A 23,032-nucleotide genomic window follows, 5' to 3' on the forward strand; every position below is an offset into this window, starting at 1 on the left:
AGAAGCATCAATGATTGGCTTGCCAGATCATTGTCATTACCTAAGAAAGCAATTCAAATAATCTTTCTAATAGAAATGATTATCATATGAGTTATTTTTTGTGTTGCTGAAATTTCAACGTTCGTTATAATCTTAACCAGCCCTTAATTTTATATTTTTATGTGAAACGGAGTTTTACTTTGCTAAGTGTGTCTTTTGTTGTTCTTTTAAGTGTTGCAATTATTCTGATTTATAGCACCAATAAAAATCAGCGCTTGCTGAAGCAACGTTTGCCGAATAGTGCCAGAATCGGCGGATATGTTTTATTAGCGAGCGGCGTGATTTTAGCATTGCAGCTTTTTTCAGGTGCAGCGGTCGTATTTAGTTGGCTTATCGGTGTCATGGTGCTTACCGCGCTTATTCCCTTCACCATTTTAATACTTTTTAGGAAATCACAATGAGTCGGTTGTCACAAGCCGAAAAGGTTCAACCCGATTGGTTAGGTAAAACGCTAGCAGGCATTATTTTAGGCCTAGCGTTGAGTTTTGGTCTAGTTGGCCTTTTCGCTTGGCTTGGTAGCGACGGCCTAACTCAAACTATAAGTGTCGAGAAGCACAGTTGGCGCACCCAGTTCAATATGTGGATGGTTTCACCTATTTGGTTGTTAATTTTAAGCTTTGTATTTATGTTTAAAAATTATAAACAAGCAGTACTTTGGTTGGGTGGGGCGAATATCGTTGTGTATGTATTATTGTATTTTGTAAGAGGGATGGCATGAAGATCCGCGCTGATATTTTAAGGATTTACCAGAGCGTTCATACTTGGACGGGGATCACCACAGGATTGCTGCTGTTTATCGGATTCTTTGCCGGTGCTATTACGATGTTTGCAAGCAGTATCGATAAATGGGCGACTCCCCCATCTCATCAATTGTCGCAAGTAGAAACCACCCAGTACGATGAGTTGCTCCGACGTGCTTTCGTACAATATCCAGAGTCACAAAACGGGATTAGAGTCAGTTTTGAGGAAGGACAATCTCCCATTACGTGGTACCAACAAGGTAATGCGAGAGGGTTAAGCTTAGATAAGCAGCTATGGCATGGCACCTTGAATGAGTCCGGTGAGCTTGAAGCCCATACCAGCTATATCAATGAGCTGTCGTCATTGGTTGATTACCTTCACCGCAGCGCAGGTATTGCGGGTGAAATCGGTCATGACCAAGCTGGAGTTTATGTACTTGGAGTAGCTGCAATCTTGTATTTCGTAGCATTGGTATCAGGGGTGATCTTCTTATTGCCAACCCTAGTGAAGAGCTTCTTTGCGTTAAGAGACAAAAAAGGGGCTAGCCGTTTTTGGTTAGACACGCATAACTTAATTGGGATCACCAGCCTACCGTTTCATATTATTATCGCGATTACAGTGATCGTATTCGCATTTCATGATTTCTTATACGATGGTCTAGGCAAACTTTACGGTGATAAACCACTATTTGGGCGTGAAGCGCCGTCAGCGGTTGAGTTTAAAGTTGAGAACTTACCCAGCATTGAAGAAATCATGGAAAAGGCACGTGCTTATGCACCTGAACATCAAATTAAAGAAATTACCCTCAGTCGCTTAAATAGCAAAGGACCTTCAGCTTCTATACAACTCGTAAGCGATGAGCACTTAATGCGCGGACCTAAAACTGACTTCTTGTTTATGAATCCTTATACGTTTGAGATTTCTACAAGCAGTGTCATGAATGGCGATCAAGGTATCTGGGGTGCGGTAGTGACTACATTATTCGGTCTTCACTTTGGGAGTTACGGCGGTGAGTTTGGTCGTTGGGCTTATTTTATTATGGGTATTTTAGGCGCTGTGTTGTTTTATACGGGTAACTTATTGTGGCTTGAGAAGCGCCGTAAGCAAAAACAACCAGAGCAATCAAAATCAAGCCGAGTGATGGGTAAATTAACTATTGGCGTGGCAATGGGCTCATTATTGGGTGTAGCCGCGGCGTTTGCCCTAACAAAATGGGCCGCCTTGACCACAATAAACATTAATGTTGTGTATATGTGGGTCTATTATCTGTGTTTTGGGTGTACCTTGATTGCGGCATTTGTTATCGGTATGAGTAAAACAGCAATTTGGTCACAAAGGGCGATTGCCATTTTGTGCTTCTCGTTGCCACTGACTTCAGTCATTGCGTTTGCAATCCCAAGTCTTGGCATTTGGCCAGCGACAGCTTGGTCTTCTATTGGTTTGGAGTTAACTGCTATGATCCTAGGTGTTATTTTTTGGCAAATGGCAGATAAGACAAAACATAGGGCTTACTATGGCGAAGCCAATAGCATTTGGTTTATTGGTCAGCATAAAACCGAATGTGAATTACAAACGCAGTCTGTATAAAAAACACGTAGAAAGGGGCAGGTAGCTCCTTTTTACTTACAAAGTGTCATCTATTTTTTCAAATCTGTTATCCTACTCGTTTTGCAATTCTCTACGGAAAAATTATGGAGCTTACAGCCTGGTTAAGTCTTGCTGCTATTTGTGCTTTTGGTGCGATGTCACCAGGCCCAAGTTTAGCGGTTGTCTTGCGTTATAGCCTATTTCATAGTGCCAAACACGGTATTGTCGCAAGCCTTGCGCATGGTTTGGGAGTTGGAATTTATGCCAGCCTAGCAATTTTAGGGTTGTCAGGGCTTATTCATCAATTTCCGATTGTATACCAATTTTTGGTTTACGGTGGTGCAGCCTACTTGGCATGGATGGGGATAAAAATCTTAATGAGTAAGAGCCAAGGGTTGGCGGTATCACAGTCTCAAGCAGCAACGTCGTATGCCAAAGCTGCGCAGGATGGTTTTGCAATTGCATTTTTGAATCCGAAGTTAGCTATTTTCTTCGTTGCGCTCTTTTCGCAGTTTATCGACCCAGAAAAGATGACATTAACGGTAGGTTTTATCATGTGTATCACCGTGCTAACGATAGATGCGTTGTGGTATTTTATTGTCTCAATTTTGAGTGCTTCAGCAAGAGATAAATTCGATTTAACGGCCAAGCGTGCTGTAATTGATAAAATACTGGGCTGTGCCTTTTTACTGCTCGCCATGCGAGTGATTTACCAATCCTTGTAGCCATTGTAAGCACTTCTTGGTCGGCGCTCTATCTTTGCGCCCATCAGGGATGATCGCATAATATGCATAGGGAGCGGGGATCGCCAGTTCGCGCTTATCAAGCTGAACTAATCGACCACTAGAAATTTCTCTAGTAGCCAGTTTAGGCTCAACTAGGCCAATTGCATTCTCATCTTGTATATACTGGATAACTTGTGTCATTTCATCGAACGAAATTTGTTCAAAACTGCTGAGCTCGTTGTTGGTGATGCTTTCGTACCAAATTGACCAACTAGGCCACTCTAAAGAACCGACGCGACACTTAACTGAACACAACAAAAATTGAGAAAATGTTTTAGGATTTTCCAACAAGGCTTGATGCTGTTGCCAAAAAGCCTTGCTGCAGACGGCGATAAGGCTGGTACTCATCAATTTTTTTATTTCAACAGCTCCTTCCAACACACCATCACAAAAGCGTATCGCAATATCAAAGTCGCTCTGTACCAATGGTCGTATTTTATCCGAAATATCGATTTCAATGTCGATATCAGGGTTTGATGATTTAAAACGAGCTAAATTAGGTAACAGTAGTTGAGTGGCAAAGCGCGTACTGGCGGTAATGCGTAATGTTTTATTACCTTGGTTGAGCTGCTTTGCTTGCGCTATTGCCGAGTGCATTTGTGTAAGCGACTTAGAAGCTTGTTGGCAAATGAGTTGCCCTTCTTTGGTCACTTCAAGACCTCCACTTTGTCGTGTAAATAACAAAAAACCAAGTCGACTTTCAAGTTGTCTAACTTGGTAGCTCACGGCTGCAGGTGTAAGTCCAAGTTCTTCTGCTACTTTTGAAAAGTTGTTAAGCCGCAAGCTTGCATCTAAGATTTGTAAGAGAGAACCACTTAAGTACTTCATTTAATACCCTGCAAATTAAATTTGTAGTGTTTGAAAAAACTATTCGTTTTTCAAAACCCCCTAGTTTCGAGAGAATAATACCACACAGAGGTATTTGGACTAGTGAAATGAAAGATAAGTTTTCTACTTTTATCAATGGTAATGTAGCGAAAATAGAGGAGTTAGAAAATCTGGCATTTGCAGGGCATGCACATTTTACTGCAATGCAAATGCGAGAATATGGAGTAAAAGGATTTGAGTTTCATATTGCAAGGTTACGGCAAGCTTCACAAAAAATATTTTCAATGGAGTTGAAAGAGACTGATGTGGTAGAGCAGCTACAAGCTGCGGTAAAGGAAGCCCCAAAGGATGGCTCAATCTTAATCACGGTATTTAGTTCAGATGGTGAATTTACGCAAAAATCAAAAGATGCGGATCTCAATATTATGATTAAAACAAGTGCTGCATATGATGGTCCAGCGGGGACGATGAGCCTTAAATCTTATGATTATCAGCGCCCACTTGCTGACATTAAACATGTAGGTGAAATCGCAAAAACTTATTTTTTGCGTGAAGCAAACAAAGCCGGGTTTGACGACGCACTTTTCGTTCATGATAATCGAGTATTGGAAGGCAGTATTTGGAATCTTGTTGGCTGGGATGGCGAAGGGTTAGTATGGCCAAAAGGGGCCAAATTACACGGTACTATGATGCAAACAATAGAAGCAATGGCGCATCAAACCGGTATAAAGCAAAGAAGTGTTGATATTTCAATCAGTGAAATAGCTCAGCTAGAGGGGCTTGCACTGCTCAACTCTTGGACACCCTGTGTTCCGGTTGCTGCGCTTGATGGTATACAGCTAAACCTAAATCAAGACTTTTATACATTACTACGAACGTTACACGATAAGGCGCCTGTGACTAGCTTGGTCTAACTAATCTAACCCTTTGCGCTGTATGTAGTTATGAAGAATAAATGCTTTGAGTTTTTCGTTATCGGTTTTATTCATTGCAAAGGATACGGCGAGCTCCAATGGGCTTGCCACTTTTATTGAGTGGACGTTTGCAAACAGTGGAATAGGGTCGGCAAGATATAATTTAGCGATCCGACTGATCACATTAATTTGGATTGCATTTGCTTGGTAGGGAAAAGTATTAATCAGTCCACCGGATTGGGATATGGAGACCATGTTAAACGGCATCATTTGAGGGGACAATCTAAACCTGACCGGCGTTGATGGGCAGGTACGCCAGCTTCGCGGTGCACTAGAGTTAGCGGCTTCCACGATATTAGGTGCTTCTAAGTTGTTGTCTAAAATCTCCATCAATGCCGATAGGTCGCTAAGTGGAAACTCGACCTGCTCGTTGGCATTTTTGGCAACGAGACTAAACTGAGAACTATTTGAAATACTCGCAAGTAACTTTTTAATCTCACTGTGCGTTTGCTGTTTTTGATCCCTAGCTTCCGGCAATAGCGAGCCTGTAACGCGATTACCGGCTAGGGTTCGGTTAATGAATTGTAATTCTTCCTTCGTTAATTTCATGATTAAGCACATCCATTGGGTGGTTAATATTTATACAGCAAGGTTTATACCAAATTCCGCTTTTGTTGCTATTGCGGCGTTTCTTTTTTAAGTACGGCTTTGCAATTTGTTCAGCAGTAGACTTGTTGCCATTTAGCCTTCAAATAGGGCAACCTAACGTACCTAAGCGGCAATGAATTGCCCATGAAGCTGTACGAGTTATTTAAGAAAATGAAATATTTCCGTGTTCAGTGGCTATTGATATCAATTCATCGGCTGATTGTTGAAAATATTTATTTGGAATAATGCTTGCAAAGGTCTAGCACCGAGATTGTTTTTTAGACTTGCCCAATGCCAACGCTTTTAACTGGACATCAAGTATCGCTGATTGAGCCTACTTCACTGAACTTTTCACCTGTAGAGCGAGAGAAATTAGTGATCCCGAGCGCTCATAATCAGCTTACAGCAAATGACAATCACCTTGCTGCTGGTGGGGGACGTGCTCACACCTTTAAACAAAACTTTATGAATGCCATGAGCAATGGCTCGGCTAGCGAAACGTCGCAACATGACAAAAGTGAAGCGTTACTTCAGTTCCAATTTGCGGATCACGAAGTTCTATTCGACCTTACAAGCATCGCCTCTCATGATGAGGCTGCTTACGAAAAGCTCCGAGCGTTGTTGGCTGATATGATGACAAGGCCTGTAAAGGTTGATATCAGCAGTAAAGATCAAGCGCAGCAATTACTGTTTAAAAATTTAGAGTTAGATTTTTTAGCGTACAAGGAGCTCTCTGAGCGGCTGGAAATGTTAGCAAAGCTTGACCATGAAACTGAAAGTCAAAAAGCATTGGCGCAGCAAGATAGAGATCGCATTCGTGCAGTAATTGCAAGTTTACATGCACGCCTAGAGAAGGGCCAAGAGGCGTTACTTGGTGGAACAACATTAAAAGCGTTGGATGTAAATCGCAAAGATTTTGAGCTTGAATTAGATAGCCTGTTTACCAGTGTTGGCTTTGATTCGGATATGCCAGTAACTGGCGCGACTTGATTGCCGTGATCATTATTGTTTGCTGGGATTTGCACTTTTTACTAGGTATAAAATGTAGTAGCCCATACCCGAATCTAACCGTTTAAAAAGAATGGGGCTAGACTTTACCTGACATGCGCTTTGTGGAACAAAAGACGGTCGTCAACGTTACTTTTGTTCTACAAAGCGCACGTTCCACTAACTCATTTATGCCCCAAAATAAGCTAGAAAATTTTGCTCAAAGGGCTTACAACACCGTTTGCGCCTTGCTGTAAAACATGGGTATAAATCTGAGTGGTTTTAACGTCTGAATGGCCTAACTGAGCTTGTACTGTTCTAATATCTGCACCACTTTGTAGTAAATGAGTAGCAAATGAATGTCTAAAAGTGTGGGGCGTTATAGGTTTTGTTATTTGTGCTTTTTTGGCTGCCTCTTTAACCGCTTTTCTTACTCCTGTTTGATGAAAATGATGTCGGCGGATCTCGCCAGTTTCAGGATCAGCACTTAACTTATATGAGGGAAATAGATACTGCCAAGCAATTGACTTATTGGCGCTAGGATATTTTCTTGCTAGTGCGTTTGGCATCCAAACACCAGCATAATATTCGTTCTGGGAATCTAATTTTAAGTATTCATTAACCTGAGCAATTTGATTTCTTAGCAAAGGTATAAGTTCAGTGGCAAGTGTAACTACCCGATGTTTATTCCCTTTTCCATTCCAGATCCGAATGCACTTGTAGTCAAAGTCAATGTCCTGAACTCGTAGTTGAACAGCTTCCATTACACGTAAGCCGCTACCATACATTAAGCCTGAAATTAAATAATATCGTTTACTTAAAAAAGACATGAGACGTTTAACCTCCTCGGGGGTCATAACAATTGGCAACTTAGATTGGCGCTTGCTTCTGACAAACGTTAAATTAGGACACAAATCCTGTTTAATTATTTGCTTATACAGAAAAGATAATGCATTTAACGCTGTCGCTTGTGTTTTAGGCGACACATTACGTTTAAGTACAAGGTAGTCGAGATATTCGACAACCTCGTTATCGCCCATTGAAGCTGGGTGACGCTTATCATGAAAATGAATATAGGAAGAAATCCACTTAAGATATGTATCAACGGTTCTGAGCGAATATTGCTTAGTCAGCATAAACTCTGCGACGTGGTTTAAAAATGGTGAACGAGTTCTCATTGAGCTAGCTCTAAAAAGAAACTGTGTTTATATACAGTATTGGCGTATTTCTCCTATAGTCAAGAAAACGACCCTCTGGGTCGTTTTCATCCTTTTCATAATGATGAAAAATATATCTGTAGCAACAAGTTAGTTATTGTGATAAAACTGGTACAATGAGAATAATGACCCATGACTCGGTAGATAAACGACCCATTGGGTCGATATTAAATTGTTATGGGGCTTTAGCTGCATTCAAAAAGTTTAGGTGTTTATGGAAAAACAAGAAGTAGTAAACTTTATTTTAGAAAATACTGAACTTGATATTTATTACCAATATTTAATTGGGCAAAACGTTTGGTACTTTCAAAACTTTAGTGATGACTCTGAAACTAGCTATGATGAATTTAAGAAGTTCATTTCAAGAAAGCTAGATGTTCCTTTCAACAACATTTCTATTGTAGGAAGTGCAAAAACAAAATTCAGTTTTTCGCCAACAAAAAATTTCAAAGTATTCGGTGATGACTCTGATTTTGATTTAATCATCGTATCAAACAAAATGTTCCACAATATATGGAATGCATATCGTGAAGTCGCTTTAGAGCGACATCTAGCTGGCTATCAATATAAATGTTCAAACGTTTTTAATGGATTTGTCAGTTTAAAAGATACTGACCCTACTTACGGTAAAAGCGTATTAGAAGAATGGCAAAGAAAAGTTTTGACTTTTAAAGCTGAATTGCAATTGAAGTTCAAAATTCAGCATGAAGTTAACTATAGAATTTACTCTGATTGGGAATCAGTTCAAGATTACCACATGAGAGGGATATCAAAATTGAAAGGTGGTTTAAATGAAACTAATTGAATCTATAGACATACAGCCTCAAACGGCTAAGTGGTTGTCTGATCTTGATCAAAAAGGGTTACTTGAAGTAGATAATTCATTCCAAAGAAATTATGTATGGACATTAAATAATCAAATAAAATTAATAGAATCTATTCTCATAGGCTACCCAGTTCCTGAAATATACCTATGGAATACTGGAACAGATGAAAATACCGGTGACACAAAATACTCAATAATTGACGGGCAGCAACGGTGTGGAGCAATATTTCAATATATATCTAATACTTATAAACTTAAAGCTAGTTCGTTAGATAGCCAAGGAAGTAAATTTTCCGATATCCAAGACAGATTTTTTAAAGATTTAGATGTAGAAGATAAGAAGGCTATTTGGTCATACGTCTTCTCTGTACGTATTGTAAGAAACAACGTTCATAGAAATGACATTGTTAATATGTTCTTGCGACTAAATAGCAATAACATGACCCTAAACCCCCAAGAGCTAAGAAATGCTGAATTTGAGGGGGAATTTATGAATGTCTCATCTCAATTATCTGAGTTACCTTTCTGGGATCAAAATTTAATATTTGGTATTGCTGATAGAAGAAGAATGAGAGATGTTGCTTTCATTAGTACATTACTAGTATTCATGAAAGAAGGTATTCAAGAAGACATCGGCAATACAAATTTAAATAAAATATATGATTTATATAACAATGAATATCCATCAAAAGAAGAAGATATTTCAAAGTTCCAAATGATAATATCTAACGTAGATGAGCTTATTGATGGCAATAGTGAAAGAAGAAAAATACTCAAACGGCAAGTTCACTTTTATACCCTTTTTACAACCATTTTTGAGTTAACACTTGATGGTGGAACTTTAACGGATAAACAAATGCATAATTATCGTAGCTTTATCGATAATTACGAAAATGATGAACTTTTAGAGCGTTATTTCCCTAACATTATTAGTGAAATATATAAATATAAATCACTTTCTAAAGAAGGTACTCGCCAGAAAAGTAATAGAATGGAACGCCATAACTGTCTTAAAAAAGTGTTTAATTACTCAGCCCCATAACAAGCCAATTAAGCGGGACTAAAATCAATTGGTTTATAACGCAAACACCGCTAAAGTATAACCAATTAATTGTTAGCCTCTTATTGAGGCGTTATATACCCTCAGGAGTATAGTGAATGGAATCGGTCTGGATATTCAATAAAAACAATGCCGCTTTTTCTGGTGGTGTTTTTAGCAAACTCGATTTAGCTGAAAACTGGATCAAAGATAATTCATTAACTGGCATACTTACAAAATATCCACTCGATCAAGGTGTATTCGACTGGGCAGTTGAAAACGAAATGCATAATATAAAGGCTGAAAAAATAGCAGAGAAAAGTAAACAACCTAATTTCATTGGTGGTTTTACATCTGCTAGCCAAGAGCACTACCATTACGAAAAAGGGATTCGTGCATAGGGTATATAACAAGGCAATTATGGATGGGACGTCTAAAGCTTGGCTGGCGCTCATTCTTCGCTAATTTTAGCCAAGCTTAATACGCCCCATATTGCGGCGTTAACTGTCTCCATAATATTTGCCAACTTTCAAAGGGAGGAGTTGTGGGTCAATTCTTAAGAACGAAGCGCTATGAACTTTTATGGGCTTTGGTTAGCATTTTGTTCACAAGTTCAGTAATTGTTTGGGCAAAAGACTTAAAAGCAGGTCTGTTTTTTGGGTCCAGTATTTATATTTTTTACTTGGTTGTCGAGCTGTATTTATTTTACAAATATAAGCCAAAGTATGGTAAAAACCCTTTTAAGTAAGTAACACTAAATCGCCAACAGCCAGTTAACAAAGCAAATTAAAAGGGCGGACAAAAACTAGTTGGCTTTGTTCGTTCCTCACAAGTTTAGCCAACTAATTTTTGCCGTTTATTTGCGGCGTTGAGGCTGTAGAATTACTCTTTTCAGGTACTGGATTGTTGGTTTTGGATTGACTATTTCTTAACCTTGAATCGAGTTGGTTACTGTGATCTAATAGCTATTATTCACCCACGGTAATCTGTTATGGCCAACTATAAGCCAGACTTATCCCGCCAAAATAAATTCATTCCAATCAATTTCGCTGAGCAAATTTTGCCGGGAACCTTTGAATATGCGCTTTGTTATATAGTCGAAAATAAGCTTGACTTGTCGGGCTTTGACGCTTGGTATAACAACGACAAAACAGGCGCTGCGGCGTATCCGCCCGCGGTGATGTTAAAGGTTATTTTACTGGGCTATGCACATGGTTTAATCAGTAGTCGGCGAATTGCTAAAGCGTGTGAAACAAACATTTTATTTATGAGTGTGTCGGGTGATATTCAGCCGCATTACACATCAATAGCGGGTTTTGTGGCTAAAATGCACGAACAGATTGAACCGCTATTTACGCAAGTGCTGATGATATGTGATGAAGAAGGCTTGATAGGACGCAACATGTTTGCCATTGATGGGTGCAAATTGAAGTCCAACGCAAGTAAAGAGTGGAGCGGTACATTCGATGAGCTAGGCCGTAAAAAAGCCAAATTAGAACGCGCAAGCAAACGCATAATTGAGCGCCATCAAGCGCAAGATGGCTTAAGTGAAGAGCTGGTCACTCAAGACTTAAAGCAAAAAGAAAAGCTAGATAAAAGTGCAGATAAAATCACCGCGTTCTTAGCTACTCACGAAGAGAAAACAGGCAGTAAAGGTAAGCCGGTTAAAAGTAATATTACCGACCCAGACAGCGCGAAAATGACCACGTCAAAAGACACAATTCAAGGCTATAACGGGATAGCGATAAACGATGAGAAACATCAAATTATACTACAAGCACAGGCATGGGGCTCGGTGGGCGAGCAACAAACACTGCAGCCAGCCGTTGAGCAATTAAAACGACAACTTGAAAAACTGAACAGTGATAAATTCTCTCACAAACAGGCCATTAAATTTACCGCAGACAGTGGATTTAATAGTGAAGCGAACCTTGAATTCATGGCGCAAAGTGGCTTTGATACTTACATAGCTGATAACCAATTTAGAAAACGCAACCCACTGTTTAAAGAGAGCGAAACCTACGAAACAGAGCAAGAAAAGCGCCGATTAAAACGCAGTAAATGCAAGCCACGCTTATTTACCTCAGACGACTTCCATTATGATGAAGCAACACAAACCTGCCACTGCCCCGCAGGGAACGAGATGTGGCGAAGCGGTATCAATGTAAAAAGCTACAACCAAGAATACACGCGATTCTGTGGTTACTTAAAAGATTGCAAAGTATGCCCACTACAACAGCAGTGCATGCGAAAGCCACCGATAAAAACAGGCCGACAAGTACAGTTTAAGAGTGATGAGTCTCGCAAAAAAATCAGTTACATCGACAAAATGAAAGTAAAAATAGACAGCCCAATAGGACGACGACAATACAGCAAACGACTTGGTTGTATCGAACCAGTATTCGGCAACATCACGGTGAATAAAGGGATGAATAAGCTCACATTACGCGGCCAAGTAAAAGTCAATGCTCAATGGCAGCTATACTGCCTTGTTCACAATATCGAAAAGTTACGAGAAAGGGTGTCGTAAGCTAAGAACAACCTGACCTAACAGCTCCGAAACGCCTCTCAAACCACAACAAACCAGCTTAAAAAAACGCCCTAAAATAACAACTCACACCCAACTAAACGATTGAATCAAAATAGGAACTCAGTTATCGTTTGTTGATTACAAAAGCAAATTTGAAACGAGTTATTCTACAGGCTCGTTATACGGCAAGGTGAACATATTGAGATTTCTGTTATTACTAATAATGTTGATAAGTCCCTGTGTTGAAGCTAATCAAGAGGATTGTGCTACAGATAAACTATTTGATGGGAAGCTATTTGAGCTTGAATTAAGTTGGGGCAGATATGGTATATATAAGGCTGTATATAAGTTTTGCTACTCTGAACAAAGCCACTTGTTTTACGAACTATATGAGCCAGTGGCTATAGATTCTATATCAGAGACTTTTATGAAATATAGTAAATCTGCAATATTACCGGATAGCTTGGCAAATAAAATTAAGACGCAGTATGAGCTGGCGGTTCTTAGACTAAACAATGATACAGTGATTGGCTTTCATGGCTCAAAATGGTGTTTTAAACCTAAGAGCGGTCTAAATTACGGTCAATATTGTTACTGGACTCCGACTTATAACAGTAAACAACGAGGCTTAGACCACTTGGTGGAATTAAAAAAACTAGTCAGTAACATTTTTGAAGAGTAGCCGTATAACAAACTAATTAAACAGTGGACGCAAAACAGCAGGCTTGCGCTCATTCTTCGCTTAGTCTAGCCTGCTATTTTTCGCCGTTTATTAAGGCGTTATATTTCTCTATGCATTTGAGTAAATCGGACAAACTGTTCTACGAATTGATAATTTGGCCTTACATTGGTGTTTTTGTAGGTATCGCCTCAATTATGTTTGCTGGCCTGCATGGGCTGGAACTTTACCTTCCGTATACTTTAAGCTTAGGTGCTTTAGTTGGTGTTGTCAGAGCTCTCGGAATTGGTATTGGCTTCATAAAATTTGAGTTTAAAGAAGTTAGTCGTATTAAAGTTTACTCATACAGAACTGCACTAATTTTTATGTACGGCTTAGCTATCTATAGTGTTGCCTTGCCAAGGTATATATATTAGAAATATAACAAGGCCATTATGGCAGTTGGACGCAAAACGCTTGGCTTGCCCTCCTTCGTCGCTAAGTTTAGCCAAGCATTTGTGCGCCCCATATGGCGGCGTTAGGTGATATCGGACCTTCGAATGAACTATTTTAAGAAATCTATTTTACTTGCACTATTTATCTCGCCTATTGCACTATCCGAAGTCAGTCATTTTGAGAGAGTGTCGGGATATTTAAACTTCTTCATCGGCCCAAGCGGTGAAGATGACCAAAGTATTCAAGACTCCATTCAAGTATCTGAGTGTGTAGCTAAGAAGGCAAAAGACTCATGGTCTGAAAGGCACTTTAATGATTTTGATGTAGAGCTTTCAGGCTTTATAGATAAGATCGAGTCTGAAATGGCAGACCCTCAGGCGCTTATGCTGAAAGGGCCATCGCGACCAAGCGAGAAACTACAAAAAGAGTTGAAGTCACTACTGCCCTTCGTAGAGTATTGTGAATCTAAAGTTGGGGCAGAAGTAGAATTCTAGCACCTAACAAAGCTATGCACCGGAACAGCAGTCCTTCGTTGTAATTTATGCACTACGCTGCCGCTCCGTTAACATAAATTACAACTACAGCCCGCTGTCCAGTGATAGCGGCGTTAGACATTCAATTGAGTAATGATGTTAAAAACTGGAACTTATATTTTATTCTACGTTCTTTTTGCTGACTATGTTGGTGGAGTTTTCTTAGTAGGTCGTAACAATAGTACGATTTTAATGGATAGTACGGCTATGGGATTTACTGTTGTGCAAGTAGTAATATTTCTTGCTGCAATATTTACTCTTTATAAGGTTCAAGATATTGAAGCCGGTTATTGTAAGCAAATTAACTATTCTGATAAATTCAAAGCTAGGCTTTTAATAAAATATGTAGGTATTTGGCTCGCAGTAGCGCTATTTATAGATTTATTATTCGCCATACTTTTTGGTTCTGAATTTTGGGCTGACATTAACCCTTTTGATAGTTGGCTTGTTTTTTGTTTCGTATATATAGTTTATAAATTTTCCAGTTCCTTGCAGGTAAGTTTTAATTACCAAGACGAAAGCATGAAGTGCCATAGGTTAGGTCTATTAACCTCTTCAATCATGAAGTTTAAGAAAGTAGATTTAACTGATAATCAATTAGTCATCACCTCCGGTGATGAAGGGAAATACTTTTTTCATTTAGATAGATTTACATTAACAAATCGAGAGCGGCTGGTTAGCAATTGTTTAAAAATGTCTAACAAGGCGCCAAACTAGGACAAAGTTAAATAAGCTCTTCGCTTCGCTCGATTTTAGCTTATTTAATTTTTCCTGTTAGCTATACAGGGAGAGTTATTTGAAATCTGATTATTTGCTTCGAGTAGGGGAAGAAATCGGTATCGTTAAAGATAATCATCGATTGCTTATAATTGTTGCACATTCATTCGTTGAAATGATGGTGAAAACTCTAATCGATCACCATAACCCGGGATTAAAATTACCAAACCATCATAAACGATTGGAAAAATTGAGAAAAGAAAAAGTTATCGATGAATTTCAATTTAAACTATATGACTGGTTTCGTGAGCTGCGTAACGAGGCTGTGCATACGCCAATTTTTCGCCTACAAGATTCATGCTTTAATGGCTTAATAGGTCTTGTTAGAAAAGAGCAATTAGGTTTAAACAATTTTCATAATTTTTCTATTAAATTAATAGCAGAGCTTTGGAATAAAAATTTAGATGTACTTGGTAGTAAATATCTGAGCAAGTATAGCTAATCGGGTAGCCGAGGGTATCTAGCCCTCAGCCCGCACAACACCCTGCATGCGGGGCCGCACAGGGCGTTTCATCTAACAGAACACCCGTTTGGGTAATGCACTTTTATCCATCCTCTTTGAGTGAAAGCAAAAATAAGCGACACCCATCACTATTAACATCAAAGCTGGGGAGGTGAAGTAAAAAAAGTATGAAAGCACAGCAGTCACTTTGTCCAAAAACGTTTATCGATTGGTTGTTTTTTAGCACTCAAGCGTATCTCTACACTAAAACAGGGTTATCGTGCACGACAACGCGCTGCAAATACAGCAGTAAGAAATTCTAGAGTTGAGAATGTGAGTTTTGCTAAGCCAACAAGCGCTCGCAGTTTGTTAGGTTTGTCCGTCGTCGTTTTTGCAGTGTTTCACAGTAAGCGGTTAGTGTCCGCTCTCGGCCAACTGCACCGTGAAATATCCGAGAAAATTGCGTGGTGAGTTTTGTCCAGTTCTCTGATTCTATATTGAGTCGAGTAAGAATGGGTTGTGCTTCATTGATATACCCGCGTTTATCGATTCGAATGCATTTTCCCGTGAGCTCAACTAATTCAATATAGGACTTGAGTTCAAAGGGCAGGCCTTTAGGCATATATTTTCGTGGGCTACCAGCAAAGCGTAGTAGGCTTTTTGGTTGTTTGCCCAGCTTAGCGTGGTCGATGCGCTTTTTTATGCTGGTGTAGTCTGAGGTTTCAGGCGTTGCGGCGATGTTGGCTCTAATGGGGTTTAAGTCTACGTAAGCGAGACAAGCTGCCAATGCTGCCTCGTCCAGTAATGCTTGGGATTTGAATCGTCCTTCCCAAAACCGACCTGTACAATTATCTTCTTTATTTGCTCGACGGGCGATGTCTTCGTTAAGTACCCGCATAAACCAGCTAATATCTGCGAGCCTTTCCCTGCACTTGGAGACATGCTCGTTGAGTATCAATTGCTCCGACTCATTGAGTGGCTCACCTTCTGTAAATTTACGGCTTATCCAATTACCTTTAAACAACTTGTGCCACCGTATCAAAATCGCTTCATCCGACAGACGCTTAGCCTTTGTATCATCAACATATAAAACAATATGAGTGTGATTACTCATCACGGCATAAGCACAAATATCAATACAAAACACGGAACCCAACATCAGGAGCTTTTCTTCAACCCAACCCCGGCGGTGTTCGTATGATTTTCCGGTAAATCTATCTTCACCGCACAGAAACGCGCGCCTTACGCAGCGGGAGATACAGTGGTAGTATTTGGTGTCGGTTAAACTGATTTGTTTTTTACGGGCAGTAGCCATAGTTTGTTTTCCTCAATCCTTTGAGTGCAGAGTTAAAGCTTAGGCGGTATCTTAGGAAGGTGCAAATTAGTGGTGGGTGTCAGCGATTTAAGCGATTTAAGCGCAACTAAACGATTGAATCAAAATAGGAACTCAGTTATCGTTTGTTGATTACAAAAACAAATTTGAAACGAGTTATTCTACAGGCTCGTTAGCTGTTTCACTGGAATGAGAATATGGCGAGAGATTTAAAGGTCGGAGACACAGTTTTTGTGCCTTGCTCTAAATTTTCAGAGCTCGAAGGACATCCGACGGCATTTTACGAAACGAAAGTTGTAGAGAGCGAGAAGAAGTCTTTGAAAGTTAACCTTCCTGGTCAGGTGGTTTCTAACTTTTTTGGGATGTCGCTCGCTCACCAAAATCTTGGCCTAATCATTGTGAGTATCGGAGATTTTGAAACAGAAGAAACACTTATCAATCCGCTCTCGAAATCAGTGCTGCAGTACGCCAGATTATTAATTCCAGATGATACTCTTCGTCATGTTCGTGTAAGGTCAATTGCAGAATTAAAAACCATTTGGAACCAAAATCAGGCTGCATACACTCATGTAATCTTTATTGGTCACGGCAGCCCTGAGGGAATTAAGTTTGGCGTCGATGGCTGGGTGTCTTCGAATACACTTAATCAAGAGGTTATTCGCATTTGGGGCGGGAGCAAAAAAACAATTATTTCCCTTTGCTGCAAGACAGGTTACAAATCATTTGGTGGTTCTGTATCGTCATACGCGCAGTGCTCATATTTCATTGGTCCATACCACAGTGTGCATGGGGCAGTAGCATCCCAATTTTGCCAAACATTTCTAGCCCACCACTTGCTTGAAGGTAAAACTGTGGTTGTTGCATTCAAAAAGGCCAGAGAATCAGTTGCTGGTAGTGCTAGCTTCAGGTTATGGGCGTCTAATAAACTCAAAGCTGGCCCGAAGACATAATGCAGCTACAGGCGTTGGTATGAATCCCACTGTCAAGTTAAACACACTGATCCCTGCCTAACTTTTTAAGCCATAATTTTAAAGTCGAATTAGAGCGAGTTAATACATAGGATGAAGCAAGTAATGTCGTCGGTTTTCATGCTGATATTCGTTGGTTATTACTATTTCTAGTAACAGAGCAGACCTTACTTAGTTCGTCGTGGCACCTGTCATCAGTCTATGTTCGTGGTTCAATGTCGCGTTAACTGCATTGCCATCCTAACGCCGTCGGAGATTGTGCCACACCCGATGCTTGCTCCAATGCATTAACTCTAATTCGTTCATCATGCAGGTACTCTTGCTAATCTTAGTTTTGGATCAACAGGTTCTTGTGCTAAATAGCCTAAAGCTAAGTAAATTTTACGCAAATTATACGGCAACGAAATTTCGACAAGGATAGAATAAAGACATAGCGCAAGTTGGAGTCACTATGTTTTCCGAGAATGGATTTATTGCCAAGAACGAGTATCTCGTTAGTTTTCTGGTTTTGCTGTTAACCAGCGCCTTTGCCGTTGCCTTAGACTCGCTGTTACATTCGGCGATCAGTGTACTGTTGGTCTTACAGTTGGGCGTTGTTGTTGTTTCTCTCATCGCAAAACGTTGGATGGCACTGGGGGTGGCGGTTGTTAGCAGTCTAGTGTTCAACTTCTTCATCACAGAGCCCAGATACACGCTTCATATGAATAACACCGAAGACGTGGTCAATTTAGTGGTATTTATCGCGGTGGCATTAGCTACCAGCTATTTATCGAGCTATATCAAAGAGCAAAAGCAGCAGCTTTTAGTTGCGAATGTGCGCTCTAATATCTTGTTGTCGGTTTCTCATGATCTACGCACACCGCTCGCTGCGGTGATGGGAGCGCTCGAAACGCTAGAAACCTATCGTGATAAGTTAGACCAAGATGAGCAAAATGAGCTGTTGGGGTCGGCACGATCAGAAAGCCACCGTTTGTTTCGCTATATCGAAAATATCTTGCAAGCAACCAAGTTACAGCATCAAGGGGATGAGCTTTCGCTGTTGAAGCAACCTACGCCTATTGATGTCTTGATCGATAACGTGATTTTGCGGCTAGGCGCGCCATGCGTCTCGAGAATGCCACAGAATATGAGTCCAATTCTCACGATACAAGCTGCACTCATTGAACAAGCCCTGTTTAACTTAATTGAAAATGCAGTCACCTTTAGTCCCGATGGAGAGCGGGTTGAGATTTCCTTAGGAGAAACGCAGCAAGCGTTGTTGATATTTATTCAGGATAACGGTCCTGGGATCCCCGTTGCTCGGCAAAAAGAAGTCTTTACCGCCTTTAGCTCGTTTCGACAAAGCGCCAGCAAAGACGGTGGCAGTGGCTTAGGACTGAGTGTGGCGAGAGGTATTATTCGTGCGCACGGCGGTGATATTCGCATTTTGCCGACGACGCAAGGCTGCACAATGGAAGTTAGTTTGCCAAAAGAGGAGGCGCTTTGATGACTCACACCATTTTATTGATTGACGATGAAGAAGAGATCCGTCGTTTTATCCGCTTAGCATTAAAAGCTGAAGGGCTGAATTATGTGGAAGCCAGCACCGGAAAGGAAGCCATGTCGGTGCTAAAAGGTGAGCTGCCAGACTTGGTGATCTTAGATCTTGGGCTGCCAGATTTTGATGGATATAGCATTTTGAAGAAGATCCGAGAAACCAGCAAGCTACCTGTATTGATCTTAACTGCACGAGATCAAGAGGCTGAGAAGATTAAACTGCTGGAGGGCGGCGCAAACGACTACCTGACGAAGCCTTTTAGCATCAAAGAGCTGGTGGTGCGCGTCAAAGTGCTATTACGAGATTTAGTACCGAACAAACGCTTGCTTGCCATTGACTATGGCAAGTTGATGATAGATCTACAAAAGCATCAAGTCATTATGGATAACGCACCATTAGCACTATCGAAAAAGGAATTTGCACTACTTAGTATGCTTGCACAAAGAGCACAAGAATTAGTCAGTCAGCAAACCTTATTAAAGCAAATTTGGGGCGAAAGCCATGTGGAAGATAGTCACTATTTACGGATTGTGGTCAGCCAGTTACGTAAGAAACTCAGTGATGATGCTGCTACACCAAAAATCATAGAAACTGAGCCCGGGGTTGGTTATCGGTTTTTACTTTTACCGCTCAATAGGCATTTCTCATAACGGAGTATATAGAGGTTGTTATGGCACAATTTGTAGTAATTGGTTTAGGTCGATTTGGTTTTGCGGCTTGTTTGGAATTAAAGCGGCTTGGAAACAAAGTGATAGGGGTAGATAGTCGCGAACGTGTGGTGAACCAAGTTGTTGAGCATATTGATTATGCCACCTCTTTGGATGCGACCGATGAAACGGCATTACGCCAACTAGATATTACGAGAAGCAAAGCGGTGCTGGTCGCCATTGGTGAAAACCTAGAAGCGAGCATTTTATGTGTACTGTCGCTAAAGAACTTGGGCGTTGAGCAAATTTGGGTTAAGGCCAGCTCAGAAGCGCATCATACAATTTTATCTCGTTTAGGCGTAACACGTGTGATCCACCCTGAAGAAGAAATGGGGATCAAGGTTGCACAAACACTGAATTACCCTATGGTGAATCAATATATGCAGTTGGGGCATGGCTTTTACATGGTGGAAGTCATCGTGAATAAATTAAGCTGCGGACAGTCTTTGGCAACCCTATTAAAGCGTGCAAAGGGCGAAATCAAGGCTGTGTTAGTGCAGCGCGGCAAAGCGTGTTATACCAATCCGGCTGAGTCATTCTTGATCAACGAAGATGATAAAGTGATCCTCAACGGTCAGTTAAAAGCGTTAAATTCTATCGCTCTAAAACTGGGGGCGTAATGAAAACATGGAGTCCCCACTATTACCCCTATCCAAATAGCAAGCCCAAAGCCCACAAAAAGCCGCTGAGGTTAAGCCCTCCAGCAGTTCTGTTTATTGGGTTTTGCGGGCTGATAGCTTTAGGTACTATTTTGTTGTTGCTACCGATAGCACACACCCAAGACATCAAAGTGATGCAAGCGTTATTTACTGCAACTTCCGCGGTAACGGTGACAGGACTTGCGGTATTGAGTACGCCAAATGATTTCACGACCTTTGGCCATCTCGTTATTGCCAGTCTTATTCAAATCGGTGGACTGGGTTTTATGACCATTACGGTTGTGGTGCTGCGGGGGATGGGGCAGCAAATGGACATTAGCAAACAACTGATCGCAAAAGAAAGCTTTGGCATAGCTCGATTTGATCAGTTGGTTGATACAGCCAAATGCGTGTTAGTTTATGCACTGATCATCGAATCGATTGGGTTTACCATTTTGCTTGCCCATTGGTATCAAACGTTACCACTTGGTGATGCGATAATGCAAAGCTTCTTCTACACCATTTCGGCTTTTAACAATGCGGGATTTGCATTGCATGATGACAGCCTAACCAGTTTTCGTGGTGATTGGGTCGTTAATCTTGTGATATCAGGGTTATTTGTGATTGGCGGACTTGGATTTGTGGTGTTAATGGATATAGTAAAACGACGCCGTTGGAGCCGGTTTGGATCTGCCACTAAGTTAGTCTTGATAGCAACAGTGGTGTTGAATGTGCTGGCATTTAGCTTATTTTGGCTTTTTGAAGCAAATAACCCAGAGACCCTTGGAAATTTGCCGTTGTCTGAGCAAGTGATCACTGCATGGATGCAAGCCGTGACGCCACGTACAGCGGGCTTTAACAGTATCGATTTTGCGCTGGTGAATGATGAAAGTACCGTACTGACCATTTGGTTAATGATAATAGGCGGCGGCTCTATGAGTACGGCCAGTGGTCTTAAAATAACCACGGTTGTGGTGCTATTAATGGCAACTTATGCTTATTTGAGACGCAGAGATCAAGTCGCTATCGGACACAGACAGATCTCGCCTGAAACGGTATTTAAGGCGCTTAGTCTCACCGTGGTTTACTTTTTTACCGTGATGCTCGCAACCCTTATTTTGACGATCACCGAGCAGGCAAATTTAACGGATATCACGTTTGAAGCCGTGTCGGCATTAGGCACGGTTGGCTTATCTCGAGGGATCACCGGCTCATTGTCTGAACCCGGTGAAGCGGTAATCATATTTTTAATGCTGATTGGACGCTTGGGGCCGTTAACCTTTCTATATTTGATCGCGCGCCCGAAACGGGAGAATTTGAAGTATGCAAAAGCGGAAATTCAGGTAGGATAAGCAAAAAATAACGGAAATCATGATGAAGTATCCCAAACCGTTGAAAGCGGGCAGTAAAATTGCGATCACTGCATTCTCAGCGGGCGTACCTGCTGCTATGCACGCGAGATTAGACAACGCTTTGGATTATCTCGCGCAACAAGGTTTTGAACTCGAGGTTGGTGAATGCCTGCGAGATAACCACAACTACGTTAGCGCGGATGTCAAAATCCGTGCTAATGAGCTTATGGGATACTTACTCGATGACACAATAGACGCGATTATGCCGCCATGGGGCGGTGCAATTGCAATGGATTTACTGACATTGCTTGATTGGGAAAAGTTGGCGCATGCTCCGCCAAAATGGCTCATCGGTTTCTCTGATGTCAGTACTTTGCTGAGCGCAGTGACTTGCAAACTAGGCTGGGCAAGTGTGCATGCAACTAACCTTATGCAATTAAATGTCCATCAACAAGACGCATTAACGGTTGGACTTTTTAACCATTTGAGGCGTGCGCCTAATGACTATTTTACGCAGTTTCCCTCGACACATTTTGAAGCTGAGCCACTCAATTTTGTTGATTTTCCCGATGCTGGATTTAACTTGTCCGCGAGCACTCAATGGCGTATTTTGGCCAATGGCAATCATCGTCAGCAGTTTGCTGGTCGATTATTAGGCGGCTGTTTGGATATTCACATGTTATTGGCTGGTACGGAATATTTTGATCTGGACGCTTTTTCACAGGCGCACCCTGATGAGTCGATTATCTTATATTTTGAAAATGGTGAAATGCCGCCAGCGGCATACTATCGTGCGCTGCAAAGTATTAATTTACGAGGTTGGTTTTCGAAAGTCGCTGGAGTTTTGATTGGTCGAAATCCAGAGCCACTAGCAAAAGATAGCGACTGGACGCACCTAGATGCATTGCAAAAAGTCCTTACTGGTTGCGATTTCCCCGTGCTATACGATGTGGATATAGGCCATCAAGCGCCGAATTTAACGCTGATTAACGGCGCTTATGCCGAAGTGACTGTTGGCGATACCTTTACTATTACACAGACATTAATATGAATCTAGAATATAAAGTCGGCTCGATAGATGACCTCTTAGCGATAGAAAACCAAATTCCTGAATTTGCCACGCCAAGAAAGGGTGAGGAAGTCGTAGACAAACTGCGAGATAAACAGCACTTGTTGCTGGTGGCGTACGCTCAAGGTATGCCTGTTGGATATAAGCTGGGCCACGAACTGCCAAATAACGAGTTTTATAGCTGGTTAGGCGCGGTCATCCCCGAATATCGTGGCAAAGGTATTGCCAAGCAGTTGTTGGTGATGCAAGAAACTTGGTGCAAAGCGCAAGGCTATAGCGCCATTAGAGTAAAGTCGAGAAACCTATTCAAAAACATGCTATTGATGTTAATAAGCCGCGATTACCAGATTGTAAAATGTGAACAAATCAACGGCTCATCGGATTGCAAAATTCACTTTTATAAGCAATTACAATAAAGCCT

At 41.0% G+C, this 23,032-nt stretch carries 25 protein-coding genes; 21 read left to right on the forward strand and 4 right to left on the reverse strand.

The window, feature by feature from the left end; all coding sequences use genetic code 11:
- Positions 1–188: 188 nt before the first annotated feature.
- From CTT31_RS19675 to CTT31_RS19690, 4 genes are all read left to right on the forward strand, one after another.
- Positions 189–440 carry a hypothetical protein gene (locus tag CTT31_RS19675; protein ID WP_232288027.1) on the forward strand — a complete coding sequence of 84 codons (252 nt, stop codon included), beginning with the start codon at positions 189–191 and terminating at the stop codon, positions 438–440.
- Positions 437–757 (forward strand): hypothetical protein, encoded by a 321-nt coding sequence (locus tag CTT31_RS19680; protein WP_010377819.1) that lies wholly within the window; start codon positions 437–439, stop codon positions 755–757. The genes CTT31_RS19675 and CTT31_RS19680 overlap by 4 nt, the downstream gene beginning before the upstream one ends.
- Positions 754–2,367: a PepSY-associated TM helix domain-containing protein gene (locus CTT31_RS19685; protein ID WP_260492846.1), complete on the forward strand. Its 1,614-nt coding sequence runs from the start codon at positions 754–756 to the stop codon at positions 2,365–2,367. Before CTT31_RS19680 ends, CTT31_RS19685 begins: the two co-directional genes overlap by 4 nt.
- Before the next feature lie 104 nt (positions 2,368–2,471).
- Positions 2,472–3,092, forward strand: a complete 621-nt coding sequence (locus CTT31_RS19690; RefSeq protein ID WP_039494952.1) for a LysE family translocator — start codon at positions 2,472–2,474, stop codon at positions 3,090–3,092.
- Here the strand turns inward: CTT31_RS19690 and CTT31_RS19695 are convergent.
- Positions 3,054–3,980, reverse strand: coding sequence for a LysR family transcriptional regulator (locus tag CTT31_RS19695; RefSeq protein ID WP_260492847.1), 927 nt, complete (start codon positions 3,978–3,980; stop codon positions 3,054–3,056). The genes CTT31_RS19690 and CTT31_RS19695 overlap by 39 nt on opposite strands.
- Before the next feature lie 107 nt (positions 3,981–4,087).
- On the opposite strand from CTT31_RS19695, the gene CTT31_RS19700 reads away from it, so the two are divergent.
- Entirely contained in the window at positions 4,088–4,894 is an 807-nt protein-coding gene (locus CTT31_RS19700) for an aminotransferase class IV (protein ID WP_260492848.1), read from the forward strand.
- Here CTT31_RS19700 and CTT31_RS19705 read toward each other — a convergent pair whose 3' ends face one another.
- Positions 4,895–5,503, reverse strand: coding sequence for a hypothetical protein (locus CTT31_RS19705; RefSeq protein WP_039494960.1), 609 nt, complete (start codon positions 5,501–5,503; stop codon positions 4,895–4,897).
- 330 nt (positions 5,504–5,833) lie between these two features.
- On the opposite strand from CTT31_RS19705, the gene CTT31_RS19710 reads away from it, so the two are divergent.
- On the forward strand, positions 5,834–6,532 hold the full coding sequence (locus CTT31_RS19710) for a hypothetical protein (protein ID WP_260492849.1): 699 nt from the start codon (positions 5,834–5,836) through the stop codon (positions 6,530–6,532).
- A 203-nt stretch (positions 6,533–6,735) separates the two neighbouring features.
- Here the strand turns inward: CTT31_RS19710 and CTT31_RS19715 are convergent, their stop codons facing one another.
- Positions 6,736–7,707 (reverse strand): integron integrase, encoded by a 972-nt coding sequence (locus tag CTT31_RS19715; RefSeq protein WP_260492850.1) that lies wholly within the window; start codon positions 7,705–7,707, stop codon positions 6,736–6,738.
- A gap of 253 nt (positions 7,708–7,960) precedes the next feature.
- Here CTT31_RS19715 and CTT31_RS19720 point away from each other — a divergent pair, with 253 nt between their 5' ends.
- The 8 genes from CTT31_RS19720 to CTT31_RS19755 all read left to right on the forward strand — a co-directional run bounded on the left by CTT31_RS19720 (position 7,961) and on the right by CTT31_RS19755 (position 15,007).
- Positions 7,961–8,551, forward strand: coding sequence for a hypothetical protein (locus CTT31_RS19720; protein WP_260492851.1), 591 nt, complete (start codon positions 7,961–7,963; stop codon positions 8,549–8,551).
- Positions 8,538–9,614, forward strand: coding sequence for a DUF262 domain-containing protein (locus tag CTT31_RS19725; protein WP_260492852.1), 1,077 nt, complete (start codon positions 8,538–8,540; stop codon positions 9,612–9,614). Before CTT31_RS19720 ends, CTT31_RS19725 begins: the two co-directional genes overlap by 14 nt.
- Before the next feature lie 116 nt (positions 9,615–9,730).
- On the forward strand, positions 9,731–10,012 hold the full coding sequence (locus CTT31_RS19730; RefSeq protein WP_260492853.1) for a DUF7710 domain-containing protein: 282 nt from the start codon (positions 9,731–9,733) through the stop codon (positions 10,010–10,012).
- A gap of 590 nt (positions 10,013–10,602) precedes the next feature.
- Positions 10,603–12,141, forward strand: a complete 1,539-nt coding sequence (locus CTT31_RS19735; RefSeq protein ID WP_260492854.1) for a transposase — start codon at positions 10,603–10,605, stop codon at positions 12,139–12,141.
- Positions 12,142–12,340: 199 nt separating this feature from the next.
- Complete coding sequence (locus CTT31_RS19740; protein WP_211857212.1) at positions 12,341–12,823, forward strand: hypothetical protein; 483 nt, start codon at positions 12,341–12,343, stop codon at positions 12,821–12,823.
- A gap of 536 nt (positions 12,824–13,359) precedes the next feature.
- The gene (locus CTT31_RS19745) at positions 13,360–13,749 is read left to right on the forward strand and encodes a glycosyltransferase family protein (protein WP_260492855.1); all 390 of its coding nucleotides are present in this window, start codon (positions 13,360–13,362) and stop codon (positions 13,747–13,749) included.
- A gap of 132 nt (positions 13,750–13,881) precedes the next feature.
- Positions 13,882–14,505 carry a hypothetical protein gene (locus tag CTT31_RS19750; protein WP_260492856.1) on the forward strand — a complete coding sequence of 208 codons (624 nt, stop codon included), beginning with the start codon at positions 13,882–13,884 and terminating at the stop codon, positions 14,503–14,505.
- Positions 14,506–14,584: 79 nt separating this feature from the next.
- Positions 14,585–15,007, forward strand: coding sequence for a DUF4145 domain-containing protein (locus tag CTT31_RS19755; protein WP_260492857.1), 423 nt, complete (start codon positions 14,585–14,587; stop codon positions 15,005–15,007).
- A 343-nt stretch (positions 15,008–15,350) separates the two neighbouring features.
- On the opposite strand, the gene CTT31_RS19760 is transcribed toward CTT31_RS19755, so the two are convergent.
- A complete protein-coding gene (locus tag CTT31_RS19760) occupies positions 15,351–16,322 on the reverse strand; it encodes a transposase (RefSeq protein ID WP_260492858.1) in 972 nt (323 codons plus the stop codon).
- 215 nt (positions 16,323–16,537) lie between these two features.
- Here CTT31_RS19760 and CTT31_RS19765 point away from each other — a divergent pair, with 215 nt between their 5' ends.
- The 7 genes from CTT31_RS19765 to CTT31_RS19795 all read left to right on the forward strand — a co-directional run bounded on the left by CTT31_RS19765 (position 16,538) and on the right by CTT31_RS19795 (position 23,027).
- Positions 16,538–17,290 carry a hypothetical protein gene (locus CTT31_RS19765; RefSeq protein WP_260492859.1) on the forward strand — a complete coding sequence of 251 codons (753 nt, stop codon included), beginning with the start codon at positions 16,538–16,540 and terminating at the stop codon, positions 17,288–17,290.
- Positions 17,291–17,759: 469 nt separating this feature from the next.
- Entirely contained in the window at positions 17,760–18,794 is a 1,035-nt protein-coding gene (locus CTT31_RS19770; protein WP_260492860.1) for a sensor histidine kinase, read from the forward strand.
- Positions 18,794–19,495, forward strand: a complete 702-nt coding sequence (locus tag CTT31_RS19775) for a response regulator (protein ID WP_260492861.1) — start codon at positions 18,794–18,796, stop codon at positions 19,493–19,495. Before CTT31_RS19770 ends, CTT31_RS19775 begins: the two co-directional genes overlap by 1 nt.
- Positions 19,496–19,515: 20 nt before the next feature.
- Positions 19,516–20,172 (forward strand): potassium channel family protein, encoded by a 657-nt coding sequence (locus CTT31_RS19780; protein WP_039494977.1) that lies wholly within the window; start codon positions 19,516–19,518, stop codon positions 20,170–20,172.
- Positions 20,172–21,542, forward strand: a complete 1,371-nt coding sequence (locus tag CTT31_RS19785) for a TrkH family potassium uptake protein (RefSeq protein ID WP_260492862.1) — start codon at positions 20,172–20,174, stop codon at positions 21,540–21,542. Before CTT31_RS19780 ends, CTT31_RS19785 begins: the two co-directional genes overlap by 1 nt.
- Before the next feature lie 19 nt (positions 21,543–21,561).
- Positions 21,562–22,593 carry a S66 family peptidase gene (locus CTT31_RS19790; RefSeq protein ID WP_260492863.1) on the forward strand — a complete coding sequence of 344 codons (1,032 nt, stop codon included), beginning with the start codon at positions 21,562–21,564 and terminating at the stop codon, positions 22,591–22,593.
- Positions 22,590–23,027 (forward strand): GNAT family N-acetyltransferase, encoded by a 438-nt coding sequence (locus CTT31_RS19795; protein WP_260492864.1) that lies wholly within the window; start codon positions 22,590–22,592, stop codon positions 23,025–23,027. The genes CTT31_RS19790 and CTT31_RS19795 overlap by 4 nt, the downstream gene beginning before the upstream one ends.
- Positions 23,028–23,032 lie beyond the last annotated feature (5 nt).

The organism is Pseudoalteromonas maricaloris (assembly GCF_024746855.1).
GTDB lineage: Bacteria > Pseudomonadota > Gammaproteobacteria > Enterobacterales > Alteromonadaceae > Pseudoalteromonas > Pseudoalteromonas maricaloris.